At 72.2% G+C, this 11,404-nt stretch carries 11 protein-coding genes; 8 read left to right on the forward strand and 3 right to left on the reverse strand.

Annotated elements, in window-relative coordinates:
* Window positions 1-55 precede the first annotated feature (55 nt).
* Together ACFVYK_RS36855 and ACFVYK_RS36860 are read right to left on the reverse strand one after the other, a co-directional pair.
* Window positions 56-820 (reverse strand): hypothetical protein, encoded by a 765-nt coding sequence (locus ACFVYK_RS36855; RefSeq protein ID WP_389781102.1) that lies wholly within the window; start codon window positions 818-820, stop codon window positions 56-58.
* Between the two features lie 21 nt (window positions 821-841).
* Window positions 842-970 carry a hypothetical protein gene (locus tag ACFVYK_RS36860; protein WP_389781103.1) on the reverse strand — a complete coding sequence of 43 codons (129 nt, stop codon included), beginning with the start codon at window positions 968-970 and terminating at the stop codon, window positions 842-844.
* An 846-nt stretch (window positions 971-1,816) separates the two neighbouring features.
* Here ACFVYK_RS36860 and ACFVYK_RS36865 point away from each other — a divergent pair.
* The 5 genes from ACFVYK_RS36865 to ACFVYK_RS36885 all read left to right on the forward strand — a co-directional run bounded on the left by ACFVYK_RS36865 (window position 1,817) and on the right by ACFVYK_RS36885 (window position 6,695).
* Window positions 1,817-2,797: an SCO0930 family lipoprotein gene (locus ACFVYK_RS36865; protein ID WP_389781104.1), complete on the forward strand. Its 981-nt coding sequence runs from the start codon at window positions 1,817-1,819 to the stop codon at window positions 2,795-2,797.
* A 330-nt stretch (window positions 2,798-3,127) separates the two neighbouring features.
* A complete protein-coding gene (locus tag ACFVYK_RS36870) occupies window positions 3,128-3,940 on the forward strand; it encodes an SAM-dependent methyltransferase (RefSeq protein ID WP_389781105.1) in 813 nt (270 codons plus the stop codon).
* Window positions 3,937-6,072: a putative bifunctional diguanylate cyclase/phosphodiesterase gene (locus ACFVYK_RS36875; RefSeq protein ID WP_389781106.1), complete on the forward strand. Its 2,136-nt coding sequence runs from the start codon at window positions 3,937-3,939 to the stop codon at window positions 6,070-6,072. Before ACFVYK_RS36870 ends, ACFVYK_RS36875 begins: the two co-directional genes overlap by 4 nt.
* Window positions 6,073-6,122: 50 nt before the next feature.
* The gene (locus ACFVYK_RS36880) at window positions 6,123-6,509 is read left to right on the forward strand and encodes a DUF4440 domain-containing protein (protein WP_389781107.1); all 387 of its coding nucleotides are present in this window, start codon (window positions 6,123-6,125) and stop codon (window positions 6,507-6,509) included.
* A gap of 12 nt (window positions 6,510-6,521) precedes the next feature.
* Window positions 6,522-6,695 carry a hypothetical protein gene (locus tag ACFVYK_RS36885; RefSeq protein ID WP_389781108.1) on the forward strand — a complete coding sequence of 58 codons (174 nt, stop codon included), beginning with the start codon at window positions 6,522-6,524 and terminating at the stop codon, window positions 6,693-6,695.
* 17 nt (window positions 6,696-6,712) lie between these two features.
* Here the strand turns inward: ACFVYK_RS36885 and ACFVYK_RS36890 are convergent, their stop codons facing one another.
* Window positions 6,713-7,597, reverse strand: a complete 885-nt coding sequence (locus ACFVYK_RS36890) for a LysR family transcriptional regulator (RefSeq protein WP_389781109.1) — start codon at window positions 7,595-7,597, stop codon at window positions 6,713-6,715.
* A 120-nt stretch (window positions 7,598-7,717) separates the two neighbouring features.
* Here ACFVYK_RS36890 and ACFVYK_RS36895 point away from each other — a divergent pair, with 120 nt between their 5' ends.
* Genes ACFVYK_RS36895 through ACFVYK_RS36905 form a run of 3 tightly spaced genes read left to right on the forward strand, consistent with a single transcriptional unit; the run spans window position 7,718 to window position 11,085 of the window.
* Window positions 7,718-8,389 (forward strand): succinate dehydrogenase, encoded by a 672-nt coding sequence (locus ACFVYK_RS36895; RefSeq protein ID WP_389781110.1) that lies wholly within the window; start codon window positions 7,718-7,720, stop codon window positions 8,387-8,389.
* A complete protein-coding gene (locus ACFVYK_RS36900; protein WP_389781111.1) occupies window positions 8,390-10,339 on the forward strand; it encodes a fumarate reductase/succinate dehydrogenase flavoprotein subunit in 1,950 nt (649 codons plus the stop codon).
* Entirely contained in the window at window positions 10,336-11,085 is a 750-nt protein-coding gene (locus ACFVYK_RS36905) for a succinate dehydrogenase/fumarate reductase iron-sulfur subunit (protein ID WP_389781112.1), read from the forward strand. The genes ACFVYK_RS36900 and ACFVYK_RS36905 overlap by 4 nt, the downstream gene beginning before the upstream one ends.
* Window positions 11,086-11,404 lie beyond the last annotated feature (319 nt).

The raw sequence follows: 11,404 nt of genomic DNA on the forward strand, positions 1-11,404 counted from the left end.
GCCGCCGCTCCCCGGCGCTGAGGCCCGCGGGCGGGCGGACGCCGGCCCGCGGGCCTCAGCCCCCGATGCCGGGGAACAGATTGAGGAACGGTTCCGCCGACGCGGAGACGCCTCGGCTGTAGGGCGCGTCGAAGTCCCAGATCAGGAAGAGCAGGAACGCGATCAGCGCCGAGAACAGCCCGGCCAGGACCAGTTCGCGGGGCGTGCGCCGGATCTGCAGCGCGAAGACCATGCCGATGGTGACGACGGCCCCGATCAGCAGCCCGAACCAGACCACGCCCGGCATGGTCGCCCCGGTGGAGTCGGCGCGGGCGTGACGCGCCTGGTCGGCCGCGGCCATCTGGTCGAGCAGCGGTTGGTAGGCCTGGGCCTGGAAGTCGGACGTCGGCTGGTAGTCGGTGACGTCCACCCGGATCTTCTGCAGCAGCGCGTCGCCGCGCGGGGTCATCTCGCCGTCGTCGGCCATCTTCTGCCACTCGACGTCGACGACGTGTCCGACATAGGCGTTGACATCCGCCCGAATGCGGTCACGCACATCCGGCGGATAGACCCGCACCCGCTCCGAGATCTCGTGCAGCGCCTGGGCCTCCGCCTGGACCTGGTCCTGGGCGACGCTGCGCGCCTCCCAGACGCCCGCGATGGCCAGACCGAGGACGATGGCGTACACCACACCGATCCACATCGTCATGTACTCGATGACGTCGGGGGTCTCCGAGGGGTCCTCGTCCTCGGGCGCCCGCCGGTGGCGTACGAGGGTGACGACGACCACCACCGCGCAGGCGGCGAGCATCGCGAGGGTGAGAACAAGCCATTCCGGCAAGGGATGCCTCCAGGAGGGGCGCTAGCGCGGTCGCAGCGCGGCGACGGCGATCACCGCGGGGACGGTGATGAGCAGGACGTAGGTGACCGGCGACTGGTGACCGCGGGCGGGCCGCTGGTGGGGCGAGGAGTGATACGCCGGGTAGCTCACCGGGCGCGCGGAGGGGGGCGGGGCCGGCCGGGGCGCCGGCTTCGGGGTCGGGGTCGGGGTCGGTGACGGCGTCGGGGCGGCCCTGGGCGCGGGCCGGGGAGGGGGCGGCGCGGGCCGGGGAGGCGCGGGCGCCGGGGGCGGTTTCGGGCGTGGTTTCGGCGCCGGCGGCCGGGGTGCGGGGGGCGGCTTCGGAGTGGGCGTGGGGGAGGGCGTCGGTTTCGGGGGCGGCGGCGTGGGCGTGGGCGTGGGTGTCGGCTCGGGCGGTGGCTTCGGCGGCGGCTCGGGCGGCGGGGTGGGCTTCGACGGCGGGCACACGGGGGACGTCGGCCATCCGTGGCCGCCCGCGACCGCCACCGCCTCGGTGCCGTCCGGGCCCGTCGAGGCGTACGCGCACGCGTCGGCCGTGGCCACCCCGGCCGGCGCGGCCGCGAGGATCCAGGCCACGGTCACCAGGGCCAACGCCCTGGTGAGAAGGACGGATCGGGTCGATTCGGGTCCATGCACGACGGAGATCATGCGGCTTCGCGCGCTCCCCTGTGTCCATGCCCGGCGGGGATTGCCCCGAACGGGGGAAGTTCCGGTTCGCGGGTTTGCCGGCCGGTGCGCTCGCGCATCCGGCCGACCGGGCGCGTGTGCGACCGGCACGCCTGCGGGTCCCGGTGCGGCGGCCCGCGCGGCCGCCGCCGGGCGGCTCCCGCCGGGGCTTTCCCGGTCCGCGCCCCGGCCGGCGGAAAAGAAATTCGCGCCGGGTTTGAACGCAACCACCGCCCCGGTGCGTACTCAGGACCGTGCGGCGGCGCAGCAGGGCGCTGAAACACCCTTGTGACGATCGGGGAGTTGTTGACGATGAAGACCACCTGGCGGAGCGCCTCACTCGCGGCGGGCACGGTGGCCGTGCTGGCGCTGACGGCGGCGTGCGGATCCGAAAGCGGCACGTCGGCGTCGAGCCAGAACGTCGGAGCCACGGCTCCGGCGGGTGGCATCGCGGGCGTCGGCAGCGGTTACGGCGCCGCGGGAGCCAGTGCGAGCGCCAGCGCCCCCGGTGGCGGCGTCGGCGCGGGGACCGGAACCGGAGCGCAGGCGGCGAGCGCCGGCGAGCTGGCCATCTCCGCGAACGGCGAACTCGGCAAGATCCTGACCGACAGCGCGGGGAAGACCCTCTACCGCTTCGACGCGGACACCGCCGAACCGCCGAAGTCGAACTGCGACGGCGACTGCGCGACCACCTGGCCGCCGGTGTCCGCCGACGACGTCAGCGCCGGTGACGGCATCGACAAGTCGCTGCTCGGCGAGATCACCCGCTCCGACGGCTCCAAGCAGCTCACCGTGGGCGGCTGGCCCGCCTACTACTACGCGAAGGACGCCAACGCCGGCGACACCAGCGGTCAGGGCGTGGGCAACAAGTGGTTCGCGCTGGCCCCCGACGGCAAGAAGGCCAAGGCGGGCTCGGACACGGCCCTGGCGGGGCTGTCCGTCCGCAAGGACCCCAACCTCGGCGAGATCGTCGTCGACAAGAACGGTATGACGGTCTACCGCTTCCTGAAGGACAAGGCGTGGCCGAAGCCGGTGTCGAACTGCAACGGCGCGTGCCTGCAGAAGTGGCCGGTCGTCGCGCCGGTCGAGGCCAACGACACCAAGGGCGTCCAGAAGAAGGGCCTGATGAGCTTCACGCGCGGTGACGGCGTCAAGCAGCAGACGGTCAACTGCTCGCCGATCTACACCTTCGCCGGCGACAAGGCCCCCGGTGACATCAACGGCCAGGGCGTGGGCGGCACGTGGTACGCCGTCGCGCCCGACGGAAAGCTGGTCGGAGCGCCGGCGCAGTAGGAATCACCTCCCCAGGGCTGATCCCCGCGACTGCCCCTTCGCGCACGACCGCAGGTCCGCCCCCTCCGCGCCGCACGGAGGGGGCGGACCGCTGTGTTTGTCCCGGCGCCGTGTCGTGTGCGTAGACTTTCGCCGCCCTCGGGGCCGTTGCGGAGACGCTCCGGAGCGCCTCGGGCACTTTTCGTAGCCTGACGGCGGGTCGTCGATTTCGGCACGTGCCGCAGGCAGTGACCGGGAACGGACGGTCAATTTCCGTTTCCCCTCGCCCGTTTGGCGGGCGATCAGTAGCCTCAGCTCGAACACCGGATCGCCTACGCCTTGGAGAGATAGATGGAGCGTCCCGCCTGGGCACCTCGGAGCATCGACATCTCGGTGCCGAGCGTCTCGCGGATCTACGACTACTACCTGGGCGGCTCGCACAACTTCGAGGTGGACCGGGAGGCGGCGCGCAGGGCCATGGAGTTCCTGCCCGGACTTCCCAAGATCAGCCAGGCGAACCGGGCGTTCATGCGCCGTGCCGTGCGCTACGCGGTCGCCGAGGGCGTCACCCAGTTCCTCGACATCGGCTCCGGCATCCCCACCTTCGGCAGCGCGCACGAGGTCGCCCAGGCGGCGAGCCCCGGAGCGCGCGTGGTCTACGTCGACCACGACCCGGTGGCGGTGGCGCACAGCGAGGCGGTGCTGGCGGGCAACGACGACGCCGGCGTCGTCGCGGCCGACCTGCGCAAGCCGCAGGAGGTCCTGCACAGCCCGCAGGTCGCCGGGCTGATCGACCTGGACCGGCCGGTGGCGCTGCTGCTGGTCGCCGTCCTGCACTTCGTGGAGGACGCCGACGACCCGTACGCGGCGGTGGCCGAGCTCGGCGCGGCACTCGCGCCCGGCAGCCTCCTCGTGCTCACGCATGCCTCGTACGAGGGAATCCCGATGCCGGCGGAGCAGGCCGAAGGCGCGGTCGAGGTGTACAAGGACATTCGCAATCCGCTGATCATGCGCTCTCGGGACGAGATCGGGCGGTTCTTCGAGGGGTACGACATGGTGGAACCGGGACTGGTGCCGATGCCGCGCTGGCGGCCGGACACGGCGCCGGAGGACGAGGACCCCTGGGCCCTCTCGGGTTTCGCCGGCGTGGGGCGTACGGCGTGACCGCGGAGCCGGACGGGCCGGAGGACAGACTGCGGCGGTTCGCGACGATCTGGAGCCGGGCCGTGTTCCCGGTGACCTCGACGTCGCTGACCCGGCCCGAACTGGAGGAGCGGCTGCTGCCGTTGGCGCGACGGCTGCGCGAGGCGCTGCTGCAGCGGGGCTACGACGCCGACGCCGGCAAGAACGTCGGCGCCGCCCTCGTCGACGCGCACTGCACGGACCCCGACGCGCTCAGCCGTTCCCTCGACTGCGTCGACGCCTACCTGGTGCTGTACTGCGGCGAGGACGGCCCCCAGGAGGACCTGCGCATCCGCGCCTCACGGCTGCAGCACGCCATGGCGGCCGGCTTCGCGCAGGCCCTGCGCGAGCGCACGCTGGCCGAACAGGAGGCCATCGCCCAGGCCGCGTTGCGCGCCCAAGGCGTCGTCGCGCAGGCGCTGCACGCGAGCGAGGCGCGCTTTCGCGCGGTCTTCGAGGGCGCCGCGATAGGGATCGGCATCGCCGACCTCGACGGCAACGTCCTCCAGGTCAACGAGGCGTTGCTGCGGATGTTCGGCGGTTCCGAGCGGACCCTGCGGGACCGCAGGGTCCAGGATCTGACGCATCCCGAGGACGCGCCGCAGACCTGGCGGCTCTACGACGAACTCGTCCGCGGCCAGCGCGAGCACTACCACACGGAGAAGGCGTTCAGCCGGCCCGACGGAACGGTCCTGTGGACCAATCTCACGGTCTCCCTGCTCCGGGACGCCGACGGCGAACCGCAGTACACGCTGGCCCTCATGGAGGACACCACCGAGCGACGGCTGCTCAACCTCCGGCTGCGGTACGAGGCCACCCACGACGCGCTCACCGGTCTGCCCAACCGGACGCTGTTCTTCGAACGCCTGGAGAAGGTGCTGGCCGCCGGCGAGGGCAAGCGCTTCGGACTGTGCTACCTCGACCTGGACGGCTTCAAGACCATCAACGACAGCCTCGGCCACGCGGCCGGCGACCGGCTGCTCGTCGAGGTCGCCGACCGGTTGCAGTCCTGCGCGACCGCGCCCGGCGAGATGGTCGCGCGCCTCGGGGGCGACGAGTTCGTGGCGCTGACCACCGGCCCCGACACCCGCCACGAGGTCGACGAACTCGCCGCGCGCATCATGAACGTCCTGGTCGCGCCGGTGAGCATCGACGGCCGGGAGCTGACCGTGCGCGGCAGCATCGGCATCGTCGAGGGCCCGGCGGGGGAGCGCAGCGCGGCCGAGGTGCTGCGCAGCGCCGACATCACCATGTACCGGGCCAAGTCGGCGGGCGGCAACCGCTTCGAGCTCGCCGACCCGGAGGCGGACGCCCGGGCGATCACCCGGCACGGTCTGACCACGGCGCTGCCGGCGGCCCTGGAACGCGGTGAGTTCTTCATCGAGTACCAGCCGCTGGTCCACCTCGGCGACGGCAGTGTGCGCGGCGCCGAGGCCCTGGTGCGCTGGCTGCACCCCCAGCACGGCGTGCTCGGGCCGGACCGGTTCATCCCGCTCGCCGAGCGCACCGGGCTGATCGTCCCGCTGGGCCGCTGGGTCCTGGAGGAGTCCGTCCGCCAGGCCGGCGCGTGGCGTGAGCGCACCGGCGGCACCGCCCCGTTGCGCGTCAACGTCAACCTCTCCCCGTGCCAGCTCACCCATCCCGGCCTGGTGCAGGACACCGTCGACATCCTGGAACGCGCCGGCGTCCGGCCGGAGGCCCTGTGCCTGGAGGTGACGGAGTCGGCGTTGATCGGCGCCGACGACGACCTGCTCAAGCCGCTGCGCCGGCTCGCCGAGATGGGCGTCGACATCGCGCTGGACGACTTCGGCACCGGCTACTCCAACCTGGCCAACCTGCGCCGTCTCCCGGTGAGCGTGCTCAAGCTGGACCGTTCCTTCACCCAGGGCATGCAGCAGTTCCCGGCGGACCCCGTCGACCTCAAGATCGTCGAGGGGATCGTCTCGCTCGCCCACAGCCTGGACCTCGCGGTCACGGTGGAGGGCGTGGAGACCGGCGCGCAGGCCGAGCAGCTGCGGATACTGGGCTGCGACACCGCCCAGGGCTGGTACTACGCCCGCCCGGGCCCGCCGGACCGGCTGCACGAACTGGCCCTGGTCGACGCCACGGGATGAGCGGACACCTCGGTCGCGGGAGCGCGCGGGCCGTCCGCGACGATGGGCGGATGACATACGCGGACGACGACGTGAACGAGGCGGTAGCCGGCGAGCTGGCCCTGATGGACCCCGCCGTGCGCGCCAGCCGGGCCCGGTTCGAGCCCTTGCTCGACCCCGAGTTCGTGGAGGTGGGCTCCTCGGGCCGCCGCTACACGTACGCGGACATGCTGGCCTGGCTGCCCGACCACCCGGGCGGCTCGCCGGACGGCCCCCGCTACGAGCCTTCGTCCATCGAGGGCGTCGTGCTGGCCCCCGGCCTGGTCCATCTCACCTACGAGACGGACTCCGGCGGCCGGCGCGCCCGCCGCAGCTCGCTCTGGCGCAGGCGGAGCGAGGAGACGGGCTGGCGGATGTACTACCACCAGGCGACCCCCGTGCCGCCCGGGGCGGAGTAAGGTCAGCCCGCGATGATGATCCGCCAGGGCGCGACCGAGGCCTGGGCGCAGGCCGTGGCCGACATGACGGACGCCCGGAACACCCAGGGTTTCTCCGGCGCGGCCCAGCCCAGCACCCCCGACACCACGCCCACGGGCTTTCGCCGGTGGTGCGAGGAGGCGTTCGAGCCTGCCCTGCGGGGCTGACTCCGGCCGGACGTCGTTCACCGCTCCAGCAGCATCCGCTGCAGCTCCCGGGCCGCGCGGGGCGGCGCCACGTCGCTGCGGTGGGCCAGGGCGATCGTGCGGTGCAGACCGGGCCGGGCGAGCGGGGTGACGCGCAGTCCCCGGCCCGAGCGGGCGGCCACCATCCGGGGGACGACGGCCACCCCGAGGCCGGCCCGCACGAATCCCAGCACCGCGTCCATCTCCCCGCCCTCGACCGCGAAGTCGGGCTCGAAGCCCTCGGCCCGGCACGCGGCCACCGTGAGTTCCCGCAGGTCGTAGCCGTGCCGGAACATCACCAGACGCTCGCGCTCCAGGTCGGCGATCCGGACCGTCCGCCGCTCCGCCCCCGGCTTGGCGGCCTCCGGCGAGGACACCACGACCAGGTCCTCGCGCAGCAGCTCCACCGTCGTCAGCGCCGGGGACGGGGTCGGCAGGGGCAGGACGACCAGGGCGAGGTCGAGGGCGCCGCGGGCCAGCCCCCGGACGAGGTCGTGCGAACCGCCCTCCTCGATCAGCAGCCGGATGCCCGGGTAGCGGTCGTGGAAGGCGCGCAGCACGTCCGGCAGCAGGCCCGTGCACAGGCTCGGCGTGGCCCCCAGCCGCACCCGGCCGCTGCGCAGCTGCACCAGTTCCTGCACCTCGTACCGCGCGGTCTCGGTGTCGGCCAGGATCCGCCGGGCCAGCGGCAGCAGCGCCTCACCGGCGTCGGTGAGCGTGATGTTGCCCCGCGCGCGCTGGAAGAGATCGGCGCCCAACTCCCGCTCCAGCGCCTTGATCTGCTGCGACAGCGACGGCTGTGCGACGTGCACCAGCTCGGCGGCCCGGGTGAAGTGCCGGGTCTCGGCGACCGCCACGAAGTACTGGAGCTGCTGGAACTGCATCCCGCCATGATAGGCGCACGCTATGGAAACGAGCCGGACCATGTCTTGGACCGATGAGGGGCGCCGGCCCTAGCGTCTGGAGACATGGCTCTGGCAACGCGGACGGACCGACGACCGTCCATGGCACGCACCGTGTGGGACTCCTCCGTCGGCAAGAAGTCCGTGATGGCCGTCAGCGGTCTGATCATGCTGCTGTACCTGGTCGTCCACATGATCGGGAACCTGAAGATCTTCTTCGGGCCGGGCGAGTTCGACCACTACGCGCACTGGCTGCGCACGGTCGGCGAGCCGTTCATGCACTACGGGTGGACGCTGTGGCTGATCCGGGTCGTGCTGGTCGTCGCGGTCGTCGCGCACGCCGTCTGCGCCTACCAGCTCAGCCGCCGCGACCTGAGGGCCCGTCCCACCAAGTACGTGCACCGCAAGCCCCGGGCGAGCTACGCCACGCGCACCATGCGCTGGGGCGGGATCATCCTCGCCCTGTTCATCGTCTGGCACCTCCTCGACCTGACGACCGGCACCGTGCACAGCGGAGGCTTCCAGGAGGGCCACCCGTACCAGAACGTCGTGGACACCTTCTCCACCTGGTACGGCGACGTCGTGTACATCGTGGCCATGCTCGCGCTCGGCCTGCACGTGCGGCACGGCTTCTGGAGCGCCGCCCAGACCCTCGGCGCCGGCAGCCGCAGCCGCGACCGCGCCCTGAAGACGACGGCCGACGTCCTCGCACTACTGCTCACGGCCGGCTTCATCGCCGTTCCCGTGGCCGTCATGACCGGAGTGGTGAGCTGAATGACCGACTTCACCGACTACACGACCGGCGAGCCCCTCGTCGACGCCAAGGCGCCCGCGGGACCGATCGCCGAACGCTGGGACAAGCGCCGCTTCGAGGCCCGGCTGGTCAACCCCGCCAACCGGCGCAAGCACACCGTGATCGTCGTCGGCACCGGCCTGGCCGGCGGCTCCGCGGGCGCCACGCTCGCCGAACAGGGCTACCACGTCGTCCAGTTCTGCTACCAGGACTCCCCGCGCCGCGCCCACTCCATCGCCGCGCAGGGCGGCATCAACGCGGCCAAGAACTACCGCAACGACGGGGACTCGGTCCACCGCCTCTTCTACGACACCGTCAAGGGCGGCGACTTCCGGGCACGCGAGTCCAACGTGCACCGGCTCGCGCAGATCTCGGTCGAGATCATCGACCAGTGCGTGGCACAGGGCGTGCCCTTCGCCCGCGAGTACGGCGGTCTGCTCGACACCCGCTCCTTCGGCGGGGTCCAGGTCTCGCGGACCTTCTACGCCCGCGGTCAGACGGGCCAGCAACTGCTGCTCGGCGCCTACCAGGCCCTCAGCCGGCAGATCGCCGCCGGGAACGTCGAGATGCACCCGCGCACCGAGATGCTCGACCTGATCGTCGTCGACGGGCGGGCGCGCGGGATCGTGGCCCGGGACCTGATCACCGGGGAGATCGCTGCCTATTTCGCGGACGCCGTCGTCCTCGCCAGCGGCGGTTACGGGAACGTGTTCTACCTGTCGACCAACGCGATGAACTCCAACGCCACCGCGATCTGGCGGGCGCACCGGCGCGGAGCCTGCTTCGCCAACCCCTGCTTCACCCAGATCCACCCCACCTGCATCCCGCGCAGCGGCGACCACCAGGCCAAGCTGACGCTGATGAGCGAGTCGCTGCGCAACGACGGCCGCATCTGGGTGCCCCGGGCCAAGGGCGACACGCGGCCCGCGAACGAGATCCCCGAGGACGAGCGCGACTACTACCTGGAGCGCATCTACCCCTCCTTCGGCAACCTGGTCCCCCGCGACATCGCCTCGCGCGCCGCGAAGAACGTCTGCGACGAGGGCAGGGGCGTCGGGCCCGGCGGGCAGGGCGTCTACCTCGACTTCGCCGACGCCGTCGAGCGCATGGGCCGCAAGGCCGTCGAGGCGAAGTACGGCAACCTCTTCGACATGTACCAGCGGATCACCGACGAGGATCCGTACCGGGTCCCGATGCGGATCTACCCGGCCGTGCACTACACGATGGGCGGGCTGTGGGTCGACTACGACCTGCAGACCACCGTCCCCGGCCTGTTCGCGATCGGCGAGGCCAACTTCTCCGACCACGGCGCCAACCGGCTCGGCGCGTCCGCGCTGATGCAGGGACTGGCCGACGGCTACTTCGTCCTGCCGGCGACCATCAACGACTACCTCGCCCGCAACCCGCACCACGGCGCGGTGGACGAGGGACACCCCGTCGTCCAGGAGGTGCTGGCCGAGACCCAGGACCGGCTCAACCTGCTGCTGTCCGTCGACGGCGACCGCACCCCCGACTCCTTCCACCGCGAACTGGGCGAACTGATGTGGGAGTGGTGCGGAATGGCCCGCACGGAGTCCGGTCTGCGCAAGGCGCTGGAGCGCATCCCGCAGATCCGCGAGGAGTTCTGGCGGCGCGTCAGGGTCCCGGGCGTCGGCGAGGAGTTCAACCAGTCCCTGGAGAAGGCCAACCGGATCGTCGACTACCTGGAGCTCGCCGAGCTGATGTGCCTCGACGCGCTGCACCGCGCCGAGTCCTGCGGCGGCCACTTCCGCGAGGAGTCCCAGACGCCCGACGGCGAGGCCGCCCGCCGGGACGACGCGTTCGCCTACGCGGCCGCCTGGGAGTTCACCGGGACCGGCGCGGCCCCCGTCCTGCACAAGGAAGACCTGGTCTTCGAGTACGTCCATCCCACCCAGCGGAGCTACGCATGAAGCTCACCCTGCGCGTGTGGCGGCAGCGCGCCGCCGACGCCGACGGCGCCATGTCCACCTACGAGGTGGACGGCATCTCGCCCGCCATGTCCTTCCTGGAGATGCTCGACACCCTCAACGAGGACCTCATCCTGCGCGGTGAGGACCCGGTCGCCTTCGACCACGACTGCCGTGAGGGCATCTGCGGCGCCTGTTCGCTCGTCATCAACGGCGACGCGCACGGCCCCGAACGCACCACCGCCTGCCAACTGCACATGCGGTCCTTCCACGACGGCGACACCATCGACGTCGAACCGTGGCGGGCCGCCGCCTTCCCGGTGATCAAGGACCTGGTGGTCGACCGGTCGGCGTTCGACCGGATCATCCAGGCCGGCGGCTACGTCACCGCCCCGACCGGCGCCGCCCCCGAGGCGCACGCCACGCCGGTGCCCAAGCCCGACGCCGACTTCGCGTTCGAGCACGCCGAGTGCATCGGGTGCGGAGCCTGCGTGGCCGCCTGCCCCAACGGCGCGGCCATGCTGTTCACGTCCGCCAAGGTCAATCACCTCAACGTGCTGCCGCAGGGTGCGCCCGAGCGGGAGACCCGGGTGCTGGACATGGTCGCCCAGATGGACGCGGAGGGCTTCGGCGGCTGCACCCTCGCGGGAGAGTGCGCGACCGCCTGCCCGAAGGGCATCCCGCTGGTGTCCATCACCGGCATGAACAGGGAGTGGCTGCGCGCCACGCGCAAGGCGGCCAAGCGGTAGGACCGCCGGGGCAGTCGAGAAGAACGTTCGCCGAACAGCGCGGACGGGCGGGACCGGGAGTGGTGCTCATCCCCGGTCCCGTCTGGTGTCCGGCCCCGGGCGCAGCGTCTGCCCTTCAGCAGCCCCACATCCACGGGCCGCACGCGGGTCACGCCCCCGCCGGCCGGCCGCGGAAGAAAGCAGGTGCAGTCCCCCGTGCACCGCCCCCATTCTTCGTCCGCCCCGCGCAGGAGACCTCCCCCGTGCTACGCGCAGGCCGAGCAACTGCGGATACTGGGCTGCGACACCGCCCAGGGCTGGTACTACGCCCGCCCGGGCC

The sequence above is a fragment of the Streptomyces sp. NPDC058291 genome (assembly GCF_042880855.1).
Taxonomy (GTDB): Bacteria; Actinomycetota; Actinomycetes; order Streptomycetales; family Streptomycetaceae; genus Streptomyces.

Excerpts from the sequence above, each read along its gene's own strand:
- ACFVYK_RS36865 (WP_389781104.1), top strand. The coding sequence starts at position 1,817 with ATGAAGACCACCTGGCGGAGCGCCTCACTCGCGGCGGGCACGGTGGCC.
- ACFVYK_RS36870 (WP_389781105.1), top strand. The coding sequence starts at position 3,128 with ATGGAGCGTCCCGCCTGGGCACCTCGGAGCATCGACATCTCGGTGCCG.
- ACFVYK_RS36880 (WP_389781107.1), top strand. The coding sequence starts at position 6,123 with ATGACATACGCGGACGACGACGTGAACGAGGCGGTAGCCGGCGAGCTG.
- ACFVYK_RS36885 (WP_389781108.1), top strand. The coding sequence starts at position 6,522 with ATGATGATCCGCCAGGGCGCGACCGAGGCCTGGGCGCAGGCCGTGGCC.
- ACFVYK_RS36890 (WP_389781109.1), bottom strand. The coding sequence starts at position 7,597 with ATGCAGTTCCAGCAGCTCCAGTACTTCGTGGCGGTCGCCGAGACCCGG.
- ACFVYK_RS36895 (WP_389781110.1), top strand. The coding sequence starts at position 7,718 with ATGGCACGCACCGTGTGGGACTCCTCCGTCGGCAAGAAGTCCGTGATG.
- ACFVYK_RS36900 (WP_389781111.1), top strand. The coding sequence starts at position 8,390 with ATGACCGACTTCACCGACTACACGACCGGCGAGCCCCTCGTCGACGCC.
- ACFVYK_RS36905 (WP_389781112.1), top strand. The coding sequence starts at position 10,336 with ATGAAGCTCACCCTGCGCGTGTGGCGGCAGCGCGCCGCCGACGCCGAC.